The organism is Streptomyces fractus (assembly GCF_049844455.1).
Lineage (GTDB): Bacteria > Actinomycetota > Actinomycetes > Streptomycetales > Streptomycetaceae > Streptomyces > Streptomyces fractus.
Map to the genome: position 1 here is coordinate 6,685,670 of NZ_JBMYHI010000002.1, position 22,321 is coordinate 6,707,990.

A 22,321-nucleotide genomic window follows, 5' to 3' on the forward strand; every position below is an offset into this window, starting at 1 on the left:
GGGTGTCATGGGCGTCCGAACGCCCAGGGCCGGGCTGCCGCTACCGGATGGTGATCGTGACCGTCGAGCCCTTGGGCGCCTTGTCGCCGCCCTCCACCGACTGGCTCTTGACGGTGTCGCCGAACAGGCCGAGCAGCCCGCGGTTCTCCTCCGCCTCCAGGCCGGCGGCGCTGAGCCGCGACTTCGCCTCGTCGACCTTCATCCCCGTGACGTCGGGGACCTCGACCATGACGGGGCCCTTGGAGATCGTCAGCGTCACCGTGTCGCCCTCGGCGAGCTGCTTGCCCTCGGCGGGGGACTGCTGGGCGACAGCGCCCTTGTCCTCCTCCGAGTTGACCCGCTTCGTGGAGATCTCGGCCTTCAGGCCCGCGTCCTCGAGGTCGGCGATGGCGTCCTGCTCGGACTCGCCCGTGACGTCGGGTACGTCGATGGGGGAGCCCTTGGAGACGACCAGGGCGACGGCGGAACCGGCCTTGCGGGTCTCGCCCGCGCCGGGATCCGTGCTGATCACGGAGCCCTTGGCGATCTGCTCGCTGAACTTCTTGGTGACCATGCCCGGTTCGAGGTCCCGCTTCCTGAGGTCACTCTTCGCCGTGTCCAGCGCGGTGCCGCTGAGGTCGGGAACCTTCACGGTCTTCGAGCCCCTGGACACGGTCAGGTCCACCGTGCCGCCATTGCGGATGCGGTCGCCTGACCCCGGGTCGCTGTCCATGACGGCGCCGCGCTTGTACGTGTCGCTGTACGCGCGCGTGACCGAGCCGGTCTCCAGACCCGCGTCGCGCAGCCGCTTCTCGGCCTGCGCCTGCGTCTGGTTGAGGACGGACGGGACCTTCGTGAACTGGCCCGAGTTGATGTACCAGACGCCGGTGCCCAGACCGAGGACCAGCAGGACCGCCACGAGGATTGCGATCGTGCGGCGCTGCGGGCCGCGACCACGACCGCCGCCGTGCGCCGCGCCGGGGGCCGCGGGCGGCGGGGCCGGCGGCATCTCCAGGCGGCTCGTCCGGTTGAGCCGCGCCTGGTCCGCGGAGTCCGTGGGCAGCGGCAGCTGTACGGGCGTGCCCACCGCGCGCGGGATCACGCTCGTACGGTCGTCGGCCCCCACGTGCTCCGTGTCGCGCGCCTGCGGCGGCGCCGCGTCCAACTGGGCGTCCGTGAGCGTCGACCGGGCGCCCCTGGCGTGCGCGAGGAGCGCCACGGCGTCGTGCGGGCGCACCTCGGGGGTGCGGGCCGTCGCCGACGCGACCAGTTCGTCGAGCTCGTAGGGGAGCCCGGGGACCGCGGCCGAGGGCGGGGGCACGTCCTCGTGGAGGTGCTTGTAGAGGATCTGGGCGGGGGACTCGCCCGCGTGCGGCTTGCCGCCGGTGAGCATCTCGTAGAGCACGACCCCGCACGCGTAGACGTCCACGCTCGGCGTCGCCGTGCCGTTCTCGATCTGCTCGGGCGCCAGGTACGAGACCGTGCCGAGGACGGCGCCCGTCGTGTTCGTGACCGTGTCGACCGCGCGGACGAGGCCGAAGTCCGCCACCTTGACCCGGCCGTCGTCCCCTATCAGGACGTTCTCCGGCTTCATGTCGCGGTGCACGAAGCCCGCGCGGTGGGCCGCTCCGAGCGCGGCGAGGACCGGCTCCAGGATGTCGAGCGCGGCCCGGGGCCGCAGCGCTCCGCGGTCGCGCAGCACGTCACGCAGCGTGCAGCCGGCGACGTACTCCATCGCCAGATACACGTACGCGCCGTCGGTGCCCTGGTCGTACACCCCCACGACGTTGGGGTGCGAGAGGCGGGCCACCGACTTGGCCTCACGGATGAAGCGGTCCACGAACGTGGCGTCGGCGGCCAGCGAGGGGTGCATCACCTTGAGCGCGAGCACGCGGTCGAGGCGGGTGTCCACGGCCCGGTAGACCGTGGCCATCCCGCCGACCGCGATGCGTGCGTCGACGCGGTACCGGCCGTCGAGCACGTGCCCGAGCAACGGGTCCTGAAGGGTCGTGTCCACGCAGGCGAGTCTACGAGGAGTGACCGACAGCCCGGTCCTGCGTCGCTGGACCGGGCCGGTACTGCAGCACAGCTGTGACCGGTTGACGGCTCGGGGCTCCGCCCCGGACCCCGCTGCTCAATCTCCCCCAGCTAACGCTGGGAGGTGCCCCCTGCAGGGGCTTGATGTGTCAGAACGCCGGCCGCTCCGGATCCAGGTCGGCAAGGCCCTCCGTGGGCGACGACGCCTCCGCGAAATGTCGCTTGGGGATGCGCCCCGCCCGATACGCGAAGCGACCCGCCTCCACCGCGTGCCGCATGCCCTCCGCCATGAGGACGGGCTCCTGCGCGCGGGTCACCGCCGAGGCGAGCATCACACCCGCGCAGCCGAGTTCCATGGCGAGCGTCACATCGGACGCCGTGCCCGCGCCCGCGTCCAGGATCACCGGTACGCGCGCGTGCTCGATGATCAGCTGGAAGTTGTGCGGATTGCGGATGCCGAGCCCGGAGCCGATGGGGGAGCCGAGCGGCATGATCGCCGCGCAGCCGACGTCCTCCAGCTTGCGGGCCACAACGGGGTCGTCGTTCGTGTACGGCAGGACCGTGAAGCCGTCGTCCACCAGCGTCTCCGCCGCGTCGAGCAGCTCGATCGGATCGGGCAGCAGGGTGCGCTCGTCGGCGATGACCTCCAGCTTCACCAGGTTCGTACCGAGCGCCTCGCGCGCGAGGCGGGCCGTCAGGACGGCCTCTCCGGCGGTGAAGCAGCCGGCCGTGTTCGGCAGCACCCGGATGTTCAGCTTCTCCAGGACGGACAGCACCGAGCCGTGCGCGCTCGCGTCCACGCGGCGCATCGCCACGGTGGTGAGTTCGGTTCCGGAGGCCACCAGGGAGCGCTCCAGGACGTCCAGGCTGGGCGCCCCGCCCGTGCCCATGATCAGGCGCGAGGAGTACGGGTCGCCCCCGAGGACGAAAGTGTCGTCGGCCATGGACGGTTCAGCCTCCTTGTACGGCCGTGAGGACCTCGACGCGGTCTCCTTCGGAGAGCGCCGTGGCGGGCCATTGGGTGCGGGGGACGACGGTTTCGTTGAGGGCGGCGGCGACGCCCTTGGGCGCGGCGGTGAGCGTGGTGACCAGGAGGTCGAGCGTGGTGCCCGCGGCCACCGTGCGCGGCTCGCCGTTGAGATGGACGTTCATGCGGGCTGCTCCACGAGGGTGGTGCCGAAGCGCATCGGCGTGAACGGGCGGGCCTCTTCCGGGAGTTCGCCGGTGGTCAGGACGTGCGCCATGGTGTCGCCGGTGATCGGCGTCAGGAGCACGCCGTTGCGGAAGTGCCCGGTCGCGAGGAGGAGGCCGGGCAGGGCGGTCGGGCCCAGGAGCGGCGCGTTGTCGGGGGAGCCGGGGCGCAGGCCAGCTCGGGTCTCGGTGAGCGGGAGTTCGGTGATGCCGGGGACGAGTTCGTGGGCGTCCCGCAGGAGTTCGTAGACGCCTCCCGCGGTGACCGTGGTGTCCCAGCCGAGTTCCTCGCTGGTCGCGCCCACGACGAGCTCGCCGTTGACGCGCGGCACCATGTAGAGGTTGCCGCCGCGGACGACCGCCCGGACCGTCCGGCTGAGGAAGGGCGCGTACCGCTTGGGCACCGTCAGGCGCAGCACCTGGCCCTTGACGGGGCGCACCGGCGGCAGCACCGCGTCCGGCACACCGGCGAGCTGTCCGGCGCGGCTGCCGGCCGCCAGCACCACCTGGCCGGCGGCGAGTTCGGTGCCGTCGGCGAGGACCGCGCCGCGCGCCCGGTCGCGGACGACAGAGAGCCTGTCGGCCCACGACCGGTGGAAGGTCACGCCGGCGCGCTCGCAGGCCGTCACGAGGGCGCTCGCGAGTCTTCTCGGGTCGATCTGGTGGTCCCCGTCGACGCGCAGTCCGCCGCGCACGCCCGGAGCGAGCATCGGTTCGAGGCGGCGGCAGTCGCGGCCCGAGAGCCACTCGGATTCGAGCCCCGACTTCGTTTGCAGCGCGTGCAGTTCACGCAGGTGGGCGCGGTCGTCGGAGTCGAGCGCGACCGCGAGCGTGCCGCACGCGCGGTAGCCGAGGTCCTGCCCGGAGGCCTCGGACAGCTCGGCCGCGAAGTCCGGGTAGCGGCGCGCGGACGCGAGGTTCAGGCCGAGCAACGTCTGCTCGCCGTGGTGGAGTTCGGTGACGGCGGCCAGCATCCCGGCGGCCACCTGGGCGGCCCCGCCGCCGGGTTCGGGGTCCGCGACCGCGACGGACAGACCGCGCTGCGCGGCCCGCCAGGCGGTGACGAGACCGATGATGCCGCCACCGACGACGAGGACGTCGCAGGTGTGCGAATGGTGCGAACGTGCGGATGGCGTCGACGACATGGGCGTCAAGCCCCTCCCTTCGCCGGTATGACCCGGATCAGGTTCGTACGGTCGAAGGCCGCTCCAGCCTCCCTCTCAGCCCGCTGCGTACGGGCTCCCGCGAGTGCTCTACGTTGGCCACCCTAGCCGTTCACCGTGACCTCCAGTAAGGGAGTCCCAGCCCGTGGCCCGTTCTCTTGACGGTCTCGTTCTGTCCCCGGTAGCCGACCAGGCCCCGGGACAGGTGGGCACGCGCACCCGCTTCGCGTACCGGGAGCGGGACGGCCGCGTTTCGGCCGACTACGCAGGCGGTGATGTCGTCGAGGGGCACCTTGTGGGCACGCGCTCCGGCGACCGGCTCGACTTCCGCTATGTGCAGCTGAAGACCGACGGGACCACCTCGTCCGGGCACTGTGTCTCGACCGTGTCCGAGCTCCCGGACGGCCGGGTGCGCCTCGACGAGACCTGGGAGTGGGAGTCGCAGGAGGGCAGCGGGACCAGCGTGGTCGAGCAGCTCCCCGGCCCGGCGTGATCGCCGGAACACCGGCCTTCCCTTGATCGCTAAACCGCTGACGTGTGTGCAGGACGTCACGGCCCGGGAGTGGTCCGCATCGCTGACTGACGAAAGATCAGGTGCCTAAGGTTGATCCCGTGAGTGAGCAGCGGAGCGGGAGCGGAGCGCCTTCGGGGCAGCGGAACGTCGTCATCGTGGGCGCGGGCATGGCGGGTGTGCAGACGGCGGTCGCGCTGCGCGAACACGGTTTCACGGGCGCGGTCACGCTGCTCGGCGCGGAACCCCACCAGCCGTACGACCGGCCGCCGCTGTCCAAGGCGGTGCTGCTCGGCAAGGCCGAGGGCTCGGCCTTCGACGTCGACTTCGAGGCGCTCGGCGTCTCCCTGGAACTGGGCCGCGAGGTGACCGGGCTGCGGCCCGGCGACCACGAGCTCGACACGGCCGAAGGGCCGGTCCCGTACGACGTGCTGGTCGTCGCGACCGGCGCCGAGCCCGTCCAGCTGCCGGGCGCGCACTCCGCCCCCGGCGTGCACCTGCTGCGCACGCTCGACGATGCGGAGCGGCTGCGGCCCGTCCTCGCCGAGCAGCACGACGTGGTGGTCGTGGGCGCCGGCTGGATCGGCGCCGAGTTCGCCACCGCGGCCCGTGAGGCCGGCTGCCGGGTCACCGTGGTGGAAGCCGCCGAGCGGCCGCTGGCCGGGGCGCTGCCCGCCGAGATCGCCGCCCCCATGGCGACCTGGTACGCCGACGCGGGGGCCCAGCTGCGCACCCACGCGCGCGTGGAGCGCATCGAGCCGGGCGTCGTGGTCCTCGACGACGGCACGCGGCTGCCCGCGGGAGCCGTCGTCGTCGGCATCGGCGCCCGCCCCGCCACGCGCTGGCTGGCCGGCTCCGGCATCGAGCTGGGCGCCCACCGCGAGGTCCTCGCGGACGAGCGGCTGCGCACGTCCGTTCCCGATGTGTACGCGGTGGGGGACTGCTCCTCGTTCCCCTCGGGGCGCTACGGAGAGCGCCTCATGGTCCACCACTGGGACAACGCGCTGCAGGGGCCGCGCACGGTGGCGGCGAACATCGTCGGCCAGACACCGGCGGTGTACGACCCGGTGCCCTACTTCTGGTCCGAGCAGTTCGGCCGCTTCGTGCAGTACGCCGGGCACCACGAGGGCGCCGACACGACGGTGTGGCGCGGCGACCCCGCCGGCGCGGCCTGGTCGGTGTGCTGGCTGCGCGACGGCGCCCTGGTGGCGGTCCTCGCCGTCGGCAAGCCGCGTGACCTGGCCCAGGGGCGCAAGCTCATCCAGTCGGGGGCCGCGCTCGACCCGGAGCTCCTCGCGGATCCGGCCCGCCCGCTGAAGTCCGCGGTGGCGTGAGTTCGCCGCGGTGTGCGCCCGCCCAGGCGTGACAGAAGGGGTGAAACGGGAGGATTCGTGGCCCATCCGCACCGGCCCGGCTTCCGAGTGTCAGTCCGGGATGGCAGGCTTGTCCTGTGACCGAGATTGACGCAAAGATCGATGCTCTTGTCCCTGCCTGGCTCAACCTCCCCGACATCGCGGAACAGCTTGATGTCGAGGTGACGCGTGTGCGGCAGCTGGTCAAGGAAGGCCAGCTGATCGCCGTGCGCCGCGGTGAGAACAGGGCACTGCACGTGCCCGCCGCCTTCATCGACGGCGACAAGATCGTCAAGGGGCTCGTCGGCCTCCTGACGGTCCTGAGGGACGACGGCTTCAGCGACGAAGAGATGCTGGAGTGGCTCTTCACCCCCGACCCGAGCCTGCCGGGCACGCCCGCGCAGGCCTTGAGCGAGAATCGCGGCACGGAGGTGAAGCGCCGCGCCCAGGCGCTCGCCGTCTGACCTGACAACCGTCCGGCGTGCGCACCGCGACCCGCGTGGTGCGCACGCCACCGACACCGCACGACCCACGGGGGGACTTCATGGCGGACTCCAAGCGCGCGCTGCTCGCCGACGCGCGGCTGTACCTGTGCACCGACGCGCGCAAGCGCCAGGGCGATCTGCCGGAGTTCCTCGACGCGGTGCTGGCCGACCCCTTGAATGGTGTCGACATCGTGCAGCTGCGCGACAAGGGCATGGAGGCCGGCGAGGAGCTGGAGCACCTCCAGGTGTTCGCCGACGCGGCCCGCCGCCACGGCAAGCTGTTCGCGGTCAACGACCGCGCGGACGTCGCCCACGCGACCCGCTCGGACGTGCTGCACCTCGGCCAGGGCGATCTGCCGGTCCCCGCGGCCCGCGTAGTCCTCGGCGAGGACGTGCTCATCGGCCGCTCCACGCACGCCGAGGACGAGGCCGCCGCGGCCGCCGTCCAGCAGGGCGTGGACTACTTCTGCACGGGCCCGTGCTGGCCGACCCCCACCAAGCCCGGCCGCCACGCCCCCGGCCTCGACCTGGTGCGCTACACGGCGGGCCTGGACACGGACCGCCCCTGGTTCGCGATCGGCGGCATCGACCTGACGAACCTGGACGAGGTGCTGGAGGCCGGCGCCCGCCGGGCCGTCGTCGTCCGGGCCATCACGGAGGCCGACGATCCGGCCGCCGCGGCAGCCGAGTTCGCGAAGCGCCTGCGCACCGCGTGAATCACGCGCGGCGGCACAGGAAACAGCCGGTAACGGCCGTCCTGCCCGCCTGTCCGCAAGGTGGACGGGAATTAGGGGCTTTGGATATCCGTCAGTAACCTGCCCGTATGGCCCTAGGTACCGCTTCCACCAGGACTGATCGTGCCCGCACCGTGCGCGACATGCTCGCGCCCGGAAAGACGGCTTTCTCGTTCGAGTTCTCCGCGCCGAAGACCCCGAAGGGCGAGCGCAACCTGTGGAACGCCCTGCGCAGGGTCGAGGCGGTCTCGCCCGACTTCGTCTCCGTGACGTACGGCGCGGGCGGCTCCACGCGCGCGGGCACCGTCAAGGAGACCCAGCAGATCGTCGCTGATACGACGCTGACGCCGGTGGCCCATATCACCGCCGTCGAACATTCGGTCGCCGAACTGCGCAACATCATCGGCCAGTACGCCGACGCCGGGATCCGGAACATGCTCGCGGTGCGCGGTGACCCGCCCGGCGACCCCATGGGCGAGTGGGTCTCGCACCCCGAAGGCCTCACGTACGCGGCCGAACTCGTTGAATTGATCAAGGAGTCCGGTGACTTCTGCGTGGGCGTCGCCGCATTCCCCGCGATGCACCCGCGCTCGCCGGACTGGGACTCCGACGTGCGGCACTTCGTCGACAAGTGCAGGGCCGGCGCCGATTACGCGATCACGCAGATGTTCTTCCATCCGGAGGAGTATCTGCGGCTGCGCGACAAGGTCGCCGCGGCCGGCTGCGAGACGCCGATCATCCCGGAACTCATGCCGGTGACGAGCGTGCGCATGCTCGAACGCCTGCCCAAGTTGAGCAACGCGGACATCCCCCCGGTGTTGAAAGAGCGAATCCTCACAGCGAAAGACGATCCCGCCGCTGTACGCTCCATTGGCATCGAGTTCGCTACGGAGTTTTGCGCCAAGCTGCTTGACGAGGGAGTGCCGGGTCTGCACTTCATTACGCTCAACAACTCCACGGCATCGCTGGAGATCTACGAGAACCTGGGCCTGCACCACGAGCGGGGCTGATTTCGCCGTACCCACAAGGGCTACGGCCGTACGAGAGGGGCGTACATGGGCTGGGCGGTCCTCTATGTCGCGTTCGGACTGGTGGCACTGTGGCTCCTCGGTGAGGTCCTGCTGCAGAACAAGGCACGGCTGCGCTGGCGGCTGCTCGCCTTCGGCGGCTTCCTCGGAGTCGTGATCGGTGTCCTGATGCCTTCGGTGTACGTCATCGGGGCCGGGGCCATCGCGTTCGCGATCGGGCAGACATACGTCACGCTGTCGTTCCGCCGCGGCTTCGCGGCGGGCTGGTCCCTCAAGGGCGTACCGGGTGTTCCCGGCATGGACCGGGAGGGGCGCTCCGAGAAGGAACCGCACCAGGAGCCGACGCTCCAGGTCTCGGACCTGGAGTACGAGCCGGCGCCGCAGGAGTACGCGCCGGTCCCCGAGCCGGCGGTCGAGAGCACGGCGGTGTACGCCCCCGAGCCGATGCCCGACGACACCAGCCAGTACGGCGTCTACCAGGACACGGCGTACGCCCAGACTGCCCAGGCCGGCATGCAGGACTACGGCTACGACGCCGGGTCCTACGGCTACGACCAGCAGGGCTACGGCTACGACCCGACTCAGCAGCCGTACGCCGCCCCGTACTCGGACCCGTACATCGGGACGCAGACCTACCCGGCGCAGCCCCAGTACGGCGACCCGTACGCCACCGGGCAGGGCTATGCCGACCCGTACGCGACGGCCGCGGGCTACGGCGGGGAGACGCCCCCCGGCGGCGTCTGGGTGCCACAGCAGCGCGCCGGCGACGAGCAGCAGAACTACGGCGGCGAACTGCCGCCCGAGCAGCAGTACCCGGCGTACCCGCAGCACGACCCGAACACCGGGTACGACAACAACGGGTACAACGAGCAGCAGTACAGGTACTGACACCAATCAGGTAACCGGGCCGGACCAGGTAACCGGACGGACCAGTACCGAAACGCGGAGCCCCGAGCAGCTGAGGCGCTCGGGGCTCAGTGCGGTCCACCGCGGTTCACGCGGGCGCCCTGCGGCTCACTGGGAGCCCTGGAAGCCCGGTCCCTCCACGATCAGGCCCGCCACCAGCGCCCCGGACATGCCCGCGTGCGGCAGGCCGCCGCCCGGATGGGACCAGCCGCCCACCGTCAACAGGCCCGGCAGGGCAGTGGTGTTCGACGCGTGCAGCAGCTCGCCGCGCGCCGCCGCGAGCGCGGGCGCGGGCACGGCGCCGCCCTCGGCCCCGGTGGCGTCGGCGATGTCCTGCGGGGTGCGCACCTCGTGCCACAGCAGCCGCTCGCGCAGCCCGGGCACCGCACGCTCGGCCGCAGCGAGGACCCGCTCCACATCGGCCTCGCCCACGCGCGCGTGCGCCGGAACGGTCACCGTGAGGGTCACCGCTTCGTGCTCCGCGTCCGGCACCGCCGCCGCGTCACCGGTGCGCAGCACCGCCACCGTCGGTCTCGAAGGGGCGGCGCCGCCCTCGAAGAGCCAGGCCAACTCGGCGTCCCGGTCCGCCGCGTGCACCACCGTGCGGTGCGGGGTGTCCTGCGGCCGGGCCCCGCGCAGCGCGAGGTGCACGGTCAGCCGGCTCGGCCACGCCGACTCGCGCTGGGCCGGCCCCTCCGCGCGCACGGGCCGCCCCGGAAGGAGCCCGCCGAGCACGCCCGGAGCGACGCCCGCGACCACGAACTCCGCTTCCTCCACCGTGCCGTCGGCCAGCTCCACGCCGGCCGCGCGCCCGTCCTTCTCCACGATCCGGGTGACGGCCGAGCCGTATCTGAACTCGACCTTCCGCTTCAGGCAGCGCGCGTGCACGGCGTCCGCGAGGGCCCGCATCCCGCCGGCCACCGCCCACGTCCCGAACGTCTGCTCCATGTACGGCAGCACGGCCGCGCTCGCGGGGGCCGTACGGGGATCGAGGCCGGACGCCAGCGCGTACTGCTCGAGGAGGGCCACCAGGCGCGGCTCCCCGCCCAGCTCGAGCGCGCCGACCTCGGCGAGCGTCGACGCGGCGCGGTCCTTGCGCAGAACCCGCTTGTGCACGACCGCGGGGTACGGCTCGCGGTCGGCCAGCACTTGCCAGTTCGGCCACAGCGGCTCTTCGAGCAGCGGGCGCCGCGAGCGGTCCCAGGCCTCCCGCGCGCGGTTCATGAACGCCGACCAGCGCCCGCCCGCGCCCGAACCGATCGCCGCGTCGAGGGCCTCGGCGACGCCCGCCCGCCGCGCGTTCGGCAGGTCCGTCGTCGTGCCGTCCGCGAAGACGTGCCGTACGGCGGGCTCGATCTGGGTGAGGCCGACGAGGTCCTCCAGCGGCTCCTTGCCGGTCTTGATGAACAAGTCCCGGTGGACCGCGGGCAGATGGAGCAGCCCCGGCCCTGTGTCGAACGCGAAGCCCTCGCGCTCGAGGCGGCCCAGCGACCCGCCGTACGTCGACGCGCGCTCGAACACCACCGGTCGGTGGCCCGCGACGGCCAGCCGAGCGGCGGCCGCCATGGCGCCCATCCCCGCGCCGATCACCGCAATTCGTGCCATGCCAGGGACCTTATCCGCCACCACTGACAACACCGCCGCCAGGTCGCGGCGGCGCGGCCGGCCGCTGAGTGCGGGCACGGAGTCCGCCTGGGTCTGAGCACGCACGCCTGAGTATCCGTACCTAGTCGGGGAGATGAGTAGGTACGCGGATGGGTCGCGACCTGCGCAGACGGAAGAGTGGAGGGCACGGAGAGGGGCACGGATGCGGCACCGCCGACACGGGGCGGCGGAACGGATCGAGTGCCTCTTGCCGCTCCTCTCGCCCGCGAGGGCGGGAGTGAGGACGGGGGACCCTGGGGGAGACCGAACGGGGGTCCAACGGGGGATCCACGGGGGAAACGGGGATCCACGGGGGATGCGCCGGTCCGGTGAGGCCTGAGAACGACCACAGGCCCCGCCGGACCGGCGCTTCATTTGCGCCGACCCGGCGGGGCCTGTCCGGCCCGGCCGCTGTCTCTCAGGCCTTGCCCGTCAGCGGCTGTCCGCCGCCCACCCGCCCCTGGAGCAGCAGCGACAGCGCGCCGTGCACATCGTCCAGCGAGCGCTCGGGCTGGAACGCCTGCCAGTCCAGGGCGGCCACGAGAACCATGCCCACGAGGGCCGCCGCCGTGAGCGGCACGTCGATCTCCGCGCTCAGCTCGCCGTCCGCGACCGCGGCCCGCAGGACCTCCTCGACCACGGCCACCGCCTCCTGGCGGACCACGGCGAGCGTGGACTGCCAGGCACGGTTGGTGCGCCACAGCTCGGCCACGAAGAGCTGGGTGAAGGCCGGGTAGTGCTCGATGAACCCGAGACCCGACCGGATCATCGCGTCCAGGGCGTCGACCTTGCTGCCGCCGTTCTCGTCCGTCTTCTGTGCCGCCTCCCGGAGGGAGGCGGTGAGGAGCCCGACGCCGTGCCGCAGCAGCTCCTCGAAGAGGACCGACTTGCTGGCGAAGTTGTAGTAGACCGTGCCCTTCGCGACCCCGGCCCGCTCGGCGATCTCGTCGACCGTGGTCGCGGAGAAGCCCTGTTCCGCGATGAGCGTGACCGCCGCCTCGTAGAGCTTCTGCCGGGTGGCCTGGCGCCGTGTGCTGCTTTCCATGCCCTTGATTCTCACAGGAGCCATTGTGGGCGCGCTCACAGGCTCAGCTCCGGGTGCAGCCGGTCCAGCGTCCACACCTGCTTGCGCCGGGCCGTCCACGCGGTGAGGGCGAGCGCGCCCACCGTGAACGCAGTCAGCACCACGCACGCCTGCCACACGGGCCCGAGCCCGCCGCCGGAGATCAGTCGCCGCAGGGCCTCCACGACGTAACTCATCGGCAGGAACGGGTGGAGCGCGTTGAAGAAGCCGGGGCTCGTCTGCACGGGATACGTGCCGCCCGCCGACGTCAACTGCAGCATCAGGAAGGCCAGTACGAGGATGCGGCCCGCCGCACCGAAGCGCGCGTTCAGCCACTGCACGATCGCCGCGAAGCACGCCGTGACCAGGCACAGGAAGCCGACCGTCCCCGCCGCGTGCAGCATCTCGAGCCCGAGGGCCCAGTGCAGTACGGACATCAGGGCCGCCACCTGAAGGAACCCGAGCGCGGCCACCGGCAGCCAGCCCGCGAACGCCACCCGCCAGGACGAGGAGCCGGCCGCGAGGGCGCGCCGGTTCATCGGCTGGATCAGCATGTAGGCGACCATCGCGCCCACCCACAGGGAGAGCGGGATGAAGTAGGGCGCGAAGCCCGTCCCGTAGTTGGGCGCCTTGTGCAGCGACTGGGAGGCCAGCTGGACGGGGTCGGCCATCACCCCGGTGCGCTGGTCGCGGTCCTTCTTGTCGTAGTCGGGGATCTTCTGCACGCCGTCGTGCAGTCCGCCGGCGAGCTTGCCCGAGCCGTCGGCCAGCTGGAACATGCCGCCGTTCAGGTCGTCCGCGCCGGTCGTCAACCGGCCGACCCCGCTGTTGAGTTCGGTCGACCCGCTCTGCGCCGTGCCGAGCCCCGTGTGCAGCTTCTCGGCGCCCGCGGCGACCTGGCCCGCCCCGTCGTTGAGCTTGTTGATCTGGGCGACCGCGCTCTCGACGTCCTGGTCGAGCGTGGGGGCGTGCGCGGCCAGGTTCTCGGACTGCTTCTGGAGCATCGCCAGGTGGCTGTCCATCTGGCCGAGGTTGCCGTGCTCGTCCTGGATGAGCCTGTTCAGGTCGTCGGAGATCGTGGCGACGTCGTTCGCCGCCGTCTTCGCCTTCTTCAGGTCGGGGCAGGCCGGGTCGTCGATCACCGCCTTCTCGCAGCGCCTTTCGTAGACGGCGTCCAGGGCGTCGGACCCCGCGTGTGCGCCCGTACGCGCGGTGGGGGCGATCTTCACCAGGTCGTCCAGGTTGTGCCGGACGCCCTGCGCGGAGTCGGCGACGAGGCGCGCCGTGTCGGCGATCGCCTTCTTGTTGCCCTTCAGGAAGGGGCGCACCTGGTCGGCCGCGCCGTTCACCTTGTCGGCGAGCAACTGCGTGCCGTCGGCGACCTGTCGGGACCCCGACTCCAGGTCACCGGCCCCGCTGGTGAGCTTCGTCAGGCCGCTCTCCAGGTCGCCGCTGCCCTTCTTGGCGTCCTTCAGGCCGTCGGCCAGGTCCTTGGAGCCCTTCTTGGCCTTGCCGATGCCGCCCTCGAGCTGGTCGGCGCCCTTGGCCGCCTTCTTCGTCGCGTCATGGATGTCCGAGAAGGACACGAAGATCTTGTCGAGGAACGAGCGCGACGCGTTGGCGGAGGCCGCGGAGCGCACCTCGGAGAAGACCGTCCGGGAGATCTGCCCGACGATGTAGTTGTTCGCGTCGTTCGTGCGCACCTGGAGGGCGCCGGTCTCGGGCGAGTCACCGGAACTCGACGCGATGCGCTTGCTGAAGTCCTCCGGCATGGTCAGCGACAGGTAGTACGTGCCGTCCTCCACGCCCTTCTGCGCCTGCGCCGAGCTGACCTCGTGCCACTGGAAGGTGTCGCTGTCGTACAGGCCCTTGGTGATGTCGTCGCCCGCGCTGACCTTCTGCCCTGCGGCCGTCGCGCCCTTGTCGTCGTTGACGAGTGCCACCGGGATCTTGTCGAGCTTTCCGTACGGGTCCCAGAAGGACCACAGGTACAGCGCCCCGTAGAGCAGCGGCAGCAGGAGGAGCGCGACGAGTGCCGCGCGCGGCAGCTTTCCCCTGCCGAAGCGCCTGAGTTCAAGCGCGGCGAGCTTCGGCGAGCGCATCGGCCGTCTCCTTCGCGGTGTCGTTCGTGGTGTTCGCCGGGGCGGTCGACACGACGACCGCCCCTTCGGGCGCCTCGCTGCACACGGCGACGACCGTCGTGCCCGCGTCGGCGATGGCCCGCAACTGGGCCCAGATCTCGGCCCGTTCGGCGTCCGCGAGCTTCAGGTCGGTGTCGTCGACGCCGATCAGGCGCGGGCGGCCGATGAGCGCGAGCGCCAGGGACAGGCGCAGGGCCTCGAGGCGCTCCAGGTCGCGCACGGAGGTGCGGGAGCCCTTCGGCAGGGTCTCGGTGTCGAGCCCCGCGGCGGCGAGCGCGGCGTCGATGCGCAGGCTCGCCTCGGCCCGCCGCTCGGCGGGCGTGCGCAGCAGCCCGCGGAGCGTTCCGTCGAACCTCCGCTGAAGGAGCGCCTGTTCCCGCAGGTGCTCGGCCACGGTCAGGGCGGGATCGAGCTCCGTCACGCCGGGCACGTGCGCGAGCGCGCTCATCCTGCGTACGGCGGTCAGCTGCTTCGGCAGCCGCATCCCGCCGACCCGCGCCGTCCCCTCGCTCGGCTTCATCCGCCCGGTCAGCGCGAGCAGCAGGCAGGTGCGCCCGCTGCCGGAGGGGCCCTCCACGGCGACGAGCGAACCCGCCGCCGCGTCGACGTCGATGCCACGGAAGGCCCAGCCCCGCGGCCCCTTCAGGCCGAAGTCCGTGGCGGCCACCGAGGCTCCGACCGTCTCCCCGTGCTCGTCCGCGCTGTCCGGGTTCGTCGCCCCGCTTGCCGGGCCGTCCATGGTCCCCCCTGGGTACCTCTTTGAACTGACTGGTCAGTGCAAAAGCTAGCCCGAACTTCCGATCGAAGCAAAATGCCTGGTCAGGGCCGATTGTCAGTGGCGTACCCCACGATGGGCACATACGGCCACAGTGCCGTCACACAGACGACAGGAGGTTCGTCATGGCTGGACACAAGGCACCTACCGCAGCTGCCACCCGCCGCGGCGCCACCGGCCCTGCCCCCTCACCCACCGGACCGGCGAGCGACATCCACCCGGTGCTCCGCCGGGCCGGCGCCCCGCCCGCCGCCCTCGACCTGCTCGCCCAGGCCCGCGCCGGACTCGACGAGGCGTCCGTGCTCGAGACGGCGAACGAGCGGTACGCCACGGCCCACCTCGCCGCGCTGCGCACCGCCGCCGCCGTGCTCGCGGCCCGCGGCAGGCCCGAGCCCACGCCCAGGCGCCGCGCCAAGATACGCAGCGCGTGGGAGGTGCTCCCCGAGATAGCCCCCGAGCTGACGGAGTGGAGCGCCCTGTTCGCCTCGGGCGCCACCAAGCGCGCCCGCGCGGAGGCGGGGATACGCGACGCGGCGACCGCACGCGACGCCGACGACCTGCTGCGTGACGTGGCGATGTTCCTGCGCCTGGTCGAGCGCGCGCTCGTGCTGCAGCCGGTGCTGCCCCAGCCCCGACAGGAGGACGACGGGCGCACGAGCAGGAGGACGGTGCAGGACGCCGGGTAGCGCGCGGGGCCCCGCGCACGGATGGCATGGGCGCGGGGCCGCGCCCATTAGGGTGGAGGCGCCCGAACCTGTACTTGCTCCGCCGCCGGTCGGAGCCGCCCCGAGGAGTCACCTGCCGTGTCGGATCACCACCCTCGAACCACGTCACCGCGCTCTGACTCCTCGCGGCCCCGCGCCTCCCTCCGTACCGCCGTCGTCTGGGACGTCCTCAAGGACGCCCTCGACCGGCGCGCCAAGTCGGCGGGCAGCGAGGCCCACGGGGTACTCGATGTACTCGACACCGGCGGCGGCAGCGGCAACTTCGCGGTGCCGGTCGCCCAGCTGGGCCACCGCGTCACCGTCGTCGACCCCAGCCCGAACGCGCTGTTCGCCCTGGAGCGCCGGGCGGCGGAGGCCGGCGTCGCCGACCGGGTGCGCGGCGTCCAGGGCGACGTCTCGGGCCTGTTCGACGTCGTCGAGCGCGGCGGCTACGACGCGGTCCTGTGCCACGGCGTCCTCGAGTACGTGGAGGAACCGGCGGAAGGCGTGCGCAACGCGGTGGGCGCGCTGCGCCCCGGCGGCGTGCTCAGCCTGCTCGCCGCGGGCCTCGGCGGCGCCGTCATCGCGCGCGCCCTCGCGGGACACTTCAAGGAGGCCAGGCAGGCGCTCGACGACCCGGCGGGACGCTGGGGCGAGGGCGACCCGGTGCCGCGCCGCTTCACGGCCGAGCAGCTCAAGGAGCTCGTCGGCGGGGCCGGAGTGGACGTCGGCGCGGTGCACGGTGTGCGGGTCTTCGCGGACCTCGTCCCGGGCGTCCTCGTGGACACCGAGCCGAGCGCGCAGCGGGAACTGCTGAAGCTCGAGGCGGCCGCCGCCGAGCTCCCCGCCTTCCACGCCGTGGCCACGCAACTGCACGTGCTCGGTGAGAAGCGAGTGGCCGAAGAGGGCTGACCCGGCCGACCGGCGGCCGGGAGCCGCCGCTGATCAGCGGCGCAGCGTTTGATGGAGTACGCCACAGGCCCCCCGATCGGACGCTCGGCGCCGTATGATCTGAGAAGACGGTCCGGCATGACGGGTCGGCCTGCGGGGCATGTCGCCCTGTGAGCCGGGACGCCGTGTCGCGGTCGGCAATGGCGAAGTTGGCGTAGAGGGGCGGGTTTCACGGGGGCGATTCCCTGCCTATCCTGAAGGGGACCCCCGGTCGCCCCGGCGACTGCACGATGAGGAGGACTCCGTGCCGCTCTCGGAGCACGAGCAGCGCATGCTCGAGCAGATGGAGCGAGCGCTGTACGCCGAAGATCCCAAGTTCGCGACAGCGCTTGAGGGAAGCGGGCTGCGTACATACACCCGACGTCGGGTCTACCAGGCAGTCGTGGGCTTCCTGGTGGGTATCGCGCTCCTCATGGCAGGAATGGTCGCGCAGCAGATCTGGATCAGCGTGGTGGGGTTCCTCGTCATGCTGGGATGTGCGGTGCTCGCCGTCACCGGCTGGCGCAAGGCCCCCAAACCGGGGGAGCAGCAGGCGGCAGGAGCGGCCGGAGCCGTGCCGGGCGCGTCGGCGCCCCGACGGCAGGGCAAGCAGAAGCGCTCCATGATGGACCGCATCGAGCAGCGCTGGCAGCGCCGCCGGGACGAGCAGGGCGGCCGCTGAGCAGCGGGCGGCAAGCCGCCCGCCCCGCATCGCCGACTACGACCCATACGAAGACATCCGCAAAGGGTGACCGCATCACGCGGTCACCCTTTGCGCGTAATCTCAGCCTTCGCGCGTAATCTCAGCTCAGCTTCCCTGTCGCGCGGGCCGTGTGAACCGGCCGCGCACGCCCAGCGTGAACGCCTCCCAGCGTCGCGCCGCCGCCCACACCACCCGGACGGCCGAGCGGGGTGCGAACGTCGCCCGGAGCCGGGTCGACCGGCTCGATTTCGCGTGCAGATCGTCGTGCAGGCGGCGGACGTCCTCGCCCAGACCCGAAGCGGGCCGGGGCCGCGGCGCGTACAGCACCTGCTCCACGGCGGCGGCCACCCGGTGCACGCTGTCGGCCGCGTCGGGCTCGAGTTCGCCGATCCGGACGATGCGTGCCGCCGCCGTCCGCGGCGTCTGCGAGTCGTCCGGCGCGATGCCGTGGTCCCACGCCGTGTCCGTGACCTCCCGCCAGGCCGCCAGGGTGCGCCCGACGGCATCGGCGTCCGTGCGCCCCGCAGAGCCGAGCCGCACCGCACGGACCCGCCTGCGCCACAGCATCGGCAGAAGCGGCACCACGAGGATCAGCAGCGCGATCAGGGACACCACAGTGATCGTGCCGACCGGCGGACCGTCGCCCGGCGAGCCGCCCACGACGGCGGGGGCGGCGCTGCCGCAGCTTCCGTCCTTGCGTTGGGCCAAGGAGCAGCTCTGGGACGTCGAGGGCTCCGGGGCCGTGGGCGCGGTGGAGGCGGACTCGCTGGGCGCCGCCGGGTTGCTGGGGCTGCCGTCGGGGCTGTTCTCCACCGTGTAGTCCGGGGTCGTGCCGCGGTTCGGCGTGGGCTCGAAGCGGGTCCAGCCGACGCCCTCGAAGTACAGCTCGGGCCACGCGTGCGCGTCGCGCAGGCCCACCGAGTACTTGCCCTCGCCCGAGGGAACGCCCGGAGTGAAGCCGACCGCGACGCGGGCCGGAATGCCGAGCGTGCGGGCCATGGCGGCCATCGAGAAGGAGAAGTGGACGCAGAAGCCCTCCTTCTGCTTCAGGAACCGGGCTATCGCCGCGGAACCGCTGCCGGCCCGCACCTCCGTGTTGTACGTGAAGCCGCCGCTGACCGCGAAGTAGTCCTGCAGCTTCACCGCACGCTCGTAGTTGTTCGACGCGCCCTCGGTGACCTTGAGGGCCGTCGTGCGGACCACGTTCGGCAGCGAGGCCGGCACCTTGGTGAACTCGCGGACCATGCCCCCGGGCGGCGCTCCCGCGGCGGCGAGCTGCTGCGGCGTCGGCCGCACGATCAGGCTGTCGACGGTGTACGTCTTCCCGCGCGTGGTCTGCCCGTGGTCGCCCACCAGGGTCCGGCCGACCCGCTCGAACCGCCAGCGCCCGTCGATCCCCACCCGCGTCGCCGGATACGGCATCGGCAGCCAGTCCTGCGCGTACCAGTCGGCCGCGGAGATCTTCGTCCGCACCTGGGTCCTGCGTACGTCGGCGCCCAGACCCGGCGGATCGGGCAGCGTGGACGGCACGTCGTCGATGCTGCGGACCGAGGGGCGCCAGGTCGTGCCGTCGAACTCGTCGAGCGCCACGATCCGCAGATACATGTCGGACGCCTGGTCCGTGTCCGTCCGGTAGGACATCACCTCCCGGTCCTCCGGCTGGTTCAGGCTGTTCTGCAGCGAGACCAGCGGGTTGACCGCGGAGATCGTGCCGCCGCCTCCGGTCCCGCCGCGCACCCCGCTGCCGGACGCGCCGAGGAGCCCGCCGTCCAGGGTGGGCAGGGCGAGCGGCACCACCAGGGCGAGCCCCAGGGCGACAGCGCCGATCCGGCGGCCCGTACGGACCGGGGCGAGGGCCCCGTGCGCGCCCTCCAGCACGGGCGTGGACGCGCCGGGCGCCCGCCCGGCACCCCCGAACACCCGGCCCCACTGGGAGAGCCGGTCGCGCCCCTCCGCGAGCAGCAGCAGGAGATAGCCGCCGGCCGCGAGCAGGAACCACAGCCAGTCCGCGCCGCCCACGGAGAGCCCCGCGGCGACCGAGTACAGGGCGAGCAGCGGCAGCCCCGCCGGGGCCGCGCTGCGGAACGTCACCGCGAGGACGTCCACGAAAAGACCGATCACCAGCGCGCCGCCCACCAGCATCAGCCGGATGCCGTCGGTCAGCGGCGCCGGTATGGCGTACCGGCCCACGTCCTCGCCGCCCACCTGGAGCAGCAGGCCGAAGTGCCGGAAGGCCTCGGGGCCCGGCAGGAACGCGGCGATCGCCTGGTCGCGGGCGAAGAGGACGGTGAGCAGCAGCAGCGACACCAGGGCCTGCGCCGCCACCGTCAGCGGGCGGGCGAGCGGCACCCGGCGGGCGAACGCGCCCACCGCGGCCTGGATCACCAGCAGGATCGCGATCTGTATCAGCCACGTGGACCGGTCGACCAGCGGGAGCAGCGCGCACGAGGCCAGGAACGTGGCCAGCGTGGCGCAGATCGACAGGCGGGCGCCGCCGCTCATGACCAACCCCCTGAGGTGTTCCGGGTATCCAGGGAATCCGCGGCGCCGGCCGGCGCGGACAGCCCCGTACGCTCCCTGTCCGCCTGCCGCCAGAGGTCCGCGAGGGACGCGCCGTGCGGCACGGCCACCGCGGTCCATCCCGCTTCCCGCAGCATCCGCAGCCGCTCGGTGCAGCGCTCCGAAACCGGCGACCCGGGCCCCTGGGTCCAGGAGCCGCTGTCCAGGACGAAGGCGAGCGCGCCACCACTGCGGCGGCGCATCTTGGCGACGACGGAGGCCTGCTCCTCGTCGAGGTCGCCGAAGAAGGCGACCAGAAGTCCTTCGTTGCCGCCGCGCAGCACGTCGTACGCGGCGGAGAGCGTGCCGCCGTCGGAGTGGTCGACGACGGCGAGCGTGTCCATCATCAGGCCCGCCGCGTCCGCCGACTCCTGGCTGGTGCCCGCGAAGCCGTCGGTGCCCTCGCCGGGTACCGCGTTGCCCGTGTCGGTCAACAGGCGGACGGAGAAGCCGCGTTCGAGCATGTGCACCAGGACGGAGGCCGCGCCGGACACCGCCCACTCGAAGGCCGAGTCGGGCCCGGCGCCCTGGAAGGCGGGCGCGCGCGTGTCGAGCAGCACGGTGCAGCGGGAGCGCTGCGGCTGCTCCTCGCGGCGCACCATCAGCTCGCCGTAGCGCGCGGTCAGCCGCCAGTGGACGCGGCGCAGGTCGTCTCCGTACCGGTAGCCGCGCGGGATCACGTCGTCCTCGCCGGCCAGCGCGAGCGAGCGCTGCCGCCCGTCCCCGTACCCCTTCGCCTCACCGGTGAGACGCACCGGAGGCAGCGCGTCCACGCGCGGGATCACCGTCAGGCTGTCGTACGTCGAGAAGGACCGGGTCAGTTCGCACATGCCGAAGGGGTCCGTGAGGCGCAGCTGCAGCGGCCCCAGCGGATAGCGGCCGCGCAGGTCGGAGCGGACCCGGTAGGACACCTCGCGGCGGCCGCCCGCCTCGACCCGGTCGAGGACGAACCGGGGCCGCGGCCCGAGCACGTACGGCACCCGGTCCTGGAGCATCAGCAGGCCGGTCGGCAGCCGGGAGATGTTGTCCATGCGCAGGTGCACGCGTGCCTCGGAACCCGCGGGTACGCGCGCGGGGGAGAGCCGGCGGCTGCCCGCGACCCGGTAGCGGGTGCGGTACAGGACGCCCGCGCACACCAGCGGCAGGGCCGCGAGCAGCAGGCCGACCCGGAGCAGATCGCTCTGCCCGAGGACGTACGCGCAGATCCCCGCCGCGATGCCGGCGGCCAGGAACGAACGGCCGCGCGTGGTGAGTCCGGCGAGGGCGGTGCGCAGACCGCTCTTGTCGCCGACGTTCCTTCCCGCGTCGTCGTCCGTGAATCCGCCCCCCGGATCCGGCGCGTAGTGCCCCGTGTGTCCCCCCGGTGTCATCACAGCCTCCGCGGACCGGGCGGCTGCTGGCCGTACAGCGGGGGCGTCGTCGAGTCGTAGGGCTGCGCGGCGCGGGGTTCGGCGGCCGGGACCGGGGTGCGCTGCAGGATGTCGAGGACGACCTGCTCGGCGGTGCGCCGGTTCAACTGGGCCTGGGCGGTGGGCAGCAGACGGTGCGCCAGGACCGCCACGGCCAGCGCCTGGATGTCGTCGGGCAGCGCGTACTCGCGGCCGCTGAGGGCCGCGGCCGCCTTCGCCGCGCGCAGCAGGTGCAGCGTCGCGCGCGGGGACGCGCCGAGTCTGAGGTCGGGGTGGGTGCGCGTGGCGGCGACCAGGTCCACCGCGTAGCGCCGTACAGCGTCGGCTACATGGACCGTGCGCACGGCGTCGATGAGCTTCACGATCTCGTGCGCGTGCGCCACCGGCTGCAGGTCGTCCAGCGGGTTCACGCCGCCGTGGACGTCCAGCATCTGAAGCTCGGCCTCCGGGCTCGGATAGCCGATGGAGACGCGGGCCATGAAGCGGTCGCGCTGGGCCTCGGGGAGCGGGTAGGTGCCCTCCATCTCGACCGGGTTCTGCGTGGCCACCACCATGAAGGGGGTGGGCAGTTCGTACGTCTTGCCGTCGATGGTGACCTGGTGCTCCTCCAGGGACTCGAGGAGCGCGGACTGGGTCTTCGGGGACGCACGGTTGATCTCGTCCCCGATCACGATCTGCGCGAAGACGGCGCCCGGCTTGAACTCGAACTCCCGACGCTGCTGGTCCCAGATGGACACACCGGTGATGTCCGATGGCAGCAGGTCGGGAGTGAACTGGATGCGGCGCACCGAGCAGTCGATGGACCGCGCGAGCGCCTTGGCCAGCATCGTCTTGCCGACACCCGGAACATCCTCGATGAGCAGATGTCCCTCGGCGAGCAGCACGGTCAGCGAGAGCCGTACGACCTCCGGCTTGCCCTCGATCACAGCCTCCACCGACCCCCGCACGCGTTCCGCGGTGGTGGTCAGATCAGTGAGGCTCGCTCGATCGTCATAGGTCGTCACCCG

General features: G+C 72.4%; 20 protein-coding genes and 1 riboswitch. Of the genes, 9 read left to right on the forward strand and 11 right to left on the reverse strand.

From position 1 onward, the window contains the following. Positions 1 to 40: 40 nt before the first annotated feature. The 4 genes from pknB to thiO form a co-directional block, all read right to left on the reverse strand. Positions 41 to 1,996, reverse strand: coding sequence for a Stk1 family PASTA domain-containing Ser/Thr kinase (gene pknB / locus ACP4E5_RS32235; protein ID WP_425834853.1), 1,956 nt, complete (start codon positions 1,994 to 1,996; stop codon positions 41 to 43). A gap of 169 nt (positions 1,997 to 2,165) precedes the next feature. Beyond that, on the reverse strand, positions 2,166 to 2,960 hold the full coding sequence (locus ACP4E5_RS32240; protein WP_425834855.1) for a thiazole synthase: 795 nt from the start codon (positions 2,958 to 2,960) through the stop codon (positions 2,166 to 2,168). A gap of 7 nt (positions 2,961 to 2,967) precedes the next feature. After that, the gene (thiS, locus tag ACP4E5_RS32245; RefSeq protein ID WP_425834857.1) at positions 2,968 to 3,168 is read right to left on the reverse strand and encodes a sulfur carrier protein ThiS; all 201 of its coding nucleotides are present in this window, start codon (positions 3,166 to 3,168) and stop codon (positions 2,968 to 2,970) included. Beyond that, entirely contained in the window at positions 3,165 to 4,352 is a 1,188-nt protein-coding gene (gene thiO / locus ACP4E5_RS32250; RefSeq protein WP_425834859.1) for a glycine oxidase ThiO, read from the reverse strand. Before thiO ends, thiS begins: the two co-directional genes overlap by 4 nt. Continuing rightward, a riboswitch (TPP riboswitch) is annotated at positions 4,350 to 4,463 on the reverse strand. (Overlaps the previous gene by 3 nt.) Before the next feature lie 52 nt (positions 4,464 to 4,515). On the opposite strand from thiO, the gene ACP4E5_RS32255 reads away from it, so the two are divergent. The 6 genes from ACP4E5_RS32255 (at position 4,516) to ACP4E5_RS32280 (ending at position 9,368) form a co-directional block, all read left to right on the forward strand. Further along, positions 4,516 to 4,863, forward strand: coding sequence for an avidin-fold protein (locus ACP4E5_RS32255; protein ID WP_425834861.1), 348 nt, complete (start codon positions 4,516 to 4,518; stop codon positions 4,861 to 4,863). 119 nt (positions 4,864 to 4,982) lie between these two features. Further along, entirely contained in the window at positions 4,983 to 6,215 is a 1,233-nt protein-coding gene (locus ACP4E5_RS32260) for an NAD(P)/FAD-dependent oxidoreductase (RefSeq protein ID WP_425834863.1), read from the forward strand. Between the two features lie 116 nt (positions 6,216 to 6,331). Then, complete coding sequence (locus ACP4E5_RS32265; protein ID WP_389280736.1) at positions 6,332 to 6,697, forward strand: Rv2175c family DNA-binding protein; 366 nt, start codon at positions 6,332 to 6,334, stop codon at positions 6,695 to 6,697. An 80-nt stretch (positions 6,698 to 6,777) separates the two neighbouring features. Beyond that, entirely contained in the window at positions 6,778 to 7,434 is a 657-nt protein-coding gene (gene thiE / locus ACP4E5_RS32270; protein ID WP_425834866.1) for a thiamine phosphate synthase, read from the forward strand. Positions 7,435 to 7,541: 107 nt separating this feature from the next. Next, positions 7,542 to 8,462 carry a methylenetetrahydrofolate reductase [NAD(P)H] gene (metF, locus tag ACP4E5_RS32275; protein ID WP_425834868.1) on the forward strand — a complete coding sequence of 307 codons (921 nt, stop codon included), beginning with the start codon at positions 7,542 to 7,544 and terminating at the stop codon, positions 8,460 to 8,462. A gap of 45 nt (positions 8,463 to 8,507) precedes the next feature. After that, positions 8,508 to 9,368 (forward strand): hypothetical protein, encoded by an 861-nt coding sequence (locus ACP4E5_RS32280; RefSeq protein ID WP_425834870.1) that lies wholly within the window; start codon positions 8,508 to 8,510, stop codon positions 9,366 to 9,368. 126 nt (positions 9,369 to 9,494) lie between these two features. On the opposite strand, the gene ACP4E5_RS32285 is transcribed toward ACP4E5_RS32280, so the two are convergent. The 4 genes from ACP4E5_RS32285 to ACP4E5_RS32300 all read right to left on the reverse strand — a co-directional run bounded on the left by ACP4E5_RS32285 (position 9,495) and on the right by ACP4E5_RS32300 (position 14,973). Beyond that, positions 9,495 to 10,991: a phytoene desaturase family protein gene (locus ACP4E5_RS32285; protein WP_425834872.1), complete on the reverse strand. Its 1,497-nt coding sequence runs from the start codon at positions 10,989 to 10,991 to the stop codon at positions 9,495 to 9,497. 457 nt (positions 10,992 to 11,448) lie between these two features. After that, a complete protein-coding gene (locus tag ACP4E5_RS32290) occupies positions 11,449 to 12,075 on the reverse strand; it encodes a TetR/AcrR family transcriptional regulator (protein WP_425834874.1) in 627 nt (208 codons plus the stop codon). Between the two features lie 35 nt (positions 12,076 to 12,110). Next, positions 12,111 to 14,195, reverse strand: coding sequence for a YhgE/Pip family protein (locus ACP4E5_RS32295; protein ID WP_425834876.1), 2,085 nt, complete (start codon positions 14,193 to 14,195; stop codon positions 12,111 to 12,113). After that, positions 14,167 to 14,973, reverse strand: coding sequence for an ATP-binding cassette domain-containing protein (locus ACP4E5_RS32300; protein ID WP_425834878.1), 807 nt, complete (start codon positions 14,971 to 14,973; stop codon positions 14,167 to 14,169). Before ACP4E5_RS32300 ends, ACP4E5_RS32295 begins: the two co-directional genes overlap by 29 nt. 161 nt (positions 14,974 to 15,134) lie before the next feature. Between ACP4E5_RS32300 and ACP4E5_RS32305 the strand changes: the two genes are divergently transcribed. The 3 genes from ACP4E5_RS32305 to ACP4E5_RS32315 all read left to right on the forward strand — a co-directional run bounded on the left by ACP4E5_RS32305 (position 15,135) and on the right by ACP4E5_RS32315 (position 17,325). Beyond that, positions 15,135 to 15,695, forward strand: a complete 561-nt coding sequence (locus ACP4E5_RS32305) for an SAV_6107 family HEPN domain-containing protein (protein ID WP_425834880.1) — start codon at positions 15,135 to 15,137, stop codon at positions 15,693 to 15,695. Positions 15,696 to 15,812: 117 nt separating this feature from the next. Continuing rightward, positions 15,813 to 16,625, forward strand: a complete 813-nt coding sequence (locus ACP4E5_RS32310; protein WP_425834882.1) for a class I SAM-dependent methyltransferase — start codon at positions 15,813 to 15,815, stop codon at positions 16,623 to 16,625. Positions 16,626 to 16,908: 283 nt separating this feature from the next. Further along, positions 16,909 to 17,325, forward strand: coding sequence for a DUF3040 domain-containing protein (locus tag ACP4E5_RS32315; protein WP_425834884.1), 417 nt, complete (start codon positions 16,909 to 16,911; stop codon positions 17,323 to 17,325). A gap of 126 nt (positions 17,326 to 17,451) precedes the next feature. Here the strand turns inward: ACP4E5_RS32315 and ACP4E5_RS32320 are convergent, their stop codons facing one another. The 3 genes from ACP4E5_RS32320 to ACP4E5_RS32330 are packed head-to-tail and all read right to left on the reverse strand — an operon-like array spanning position 17,452 to position 22,318. After that, positions 17,452 to 19,848, reverse strand: coding sequence for a transglutaminase TgpA family protein (locus ACP4E5_RS32320; protein WP_425834886.1), 2,397 nt, complete (start codon positions 19,846 to 19,848; stop codon positions 17,452 to 17,454). Next, positions 19,845 to 21,275: a DUF58 domain-containing protein gene (locus ACP4E5_RS32325; RefSeq protein ID WP_425834888.1), complete on the reverse strand. Its 1,431-nt coding sequence runs from the start codon at positions 21,273 to 21,275 to the stop codon at positions 19,845 to 19,847. The genes ACP4E5_RS32320 and ACP4E5_RS32325 overlap by 4 nt, the downstream gene beginning before the upstream one ends. Beyond that, positions 21,275 to 22,318, reverse strand: coding sequence for an AAA family ATPase (locus tag ACP4E5_RS32330; protein ID WP_425834890.1), 1,044 nt, complete (start codon positions 22,316 to 22,318; stop codon positions 21,275 to 21,277). Before ACP4E5_RS32330 ends, ACP4E5_RS32325 begins: the two co-directional genes overlap by 1 nt. Between the last annotated feature and the right edge of the window lie 3 nt (positions 22,319 to 22,321).

Bases quoted from the DNA above. Each gene is read 5' to 3' on its own strand.
- ACP4E5_RS32240 (WP_425834855.1), bottom strand. From the start codon at position 2,960: ATGGCCGACGACACTTTCGTCCTCGGGGGCGACCCGTACTCCTCGCGC.
- thiS (WP_425834857.1), bottom strand. From the start codon at position 3,168: ATGAACGTCCATCTCAACGGCGAGCCGCGCACGGTGGCCGCGGGCACC.
- thiO (WP_425834859.1), bottom strand. From the start codon at position 4,352: ATGTCGTCGACGCCATCCGCACGTTCGCACCATTCGCACACCTGCGAC.
- thiE (WP_425834866.1), top strand. From the start codon at position 6,778: ATGGCGGACTCCAAGCGCGCGCTGCTCGCCGACGCGCGGCTGTACCTG.
- metF (WP_425834868.1), top strand. From the start codon at position 7,542: ATGGCCCTAGGTACCGCTTCCACCAGGACTGATCGTGCCCGCACCGTG.
- ACP4E5_RS32280 (WP_425834870.1), top strand. From the start codon at position 8,508: ATGGGCTGGGCGGTCCTCTATGTCGCGTTCGGACTGGTGGCACTGTGG.
- ACP4E5_RS32285 (WP_425834872.1), bottom strand. From the start codon at position 10,991: ATGGCACGAATTGCGGTGATCGGCGCGGGGATGGGCGCCATGGCGGCC.
- ACP4E5_RS32290 (WP_425834874.1), bottom strand. From the start codon at position 12,075: ATGGAAAGCAGCACACGGCGCCAGGCCACCCGGCAGAAGCTCTACGAG.
- ACP4E5_RS32295 (WP_425834876.1), bottom strand. From the start codon at position 14,195: ATGCGCTCGCCGAAGCTCGCCGCGCTTGAACTCAGGCGCTTCGGCAGG.
- ACP4E5_RS32300 (WP_425834878.1), bottom strand. From the start codon at position 14,973: ATGGACGGCCCGGCAAGCGGGGCGACGAACCCGGACAGCGCGGACGAG.
- ACP4E5_RS32305 (WP_425834880.1), top strand. From the start codon at position 15,135: ATGGCTGGACACAAGGCACCTACCGCAGCTGCCACCCGCCGCGGCGCC.
- ACP4E5_RS32320 (WP_425834886.1), bottom strand. From the start codon at position 19,848: ATGAGCGGCGGCGCCCGCCTGTCGATCTGCGCCACGCTGGCCACGTTC.
- ACP4E5_RS32325 (WP_425834888.1), bottom strand. From the start codon at position 21,275: ATGACACCGGGGGGACACACGGGGCACTACGCGCCGGATCCGGGGGGC.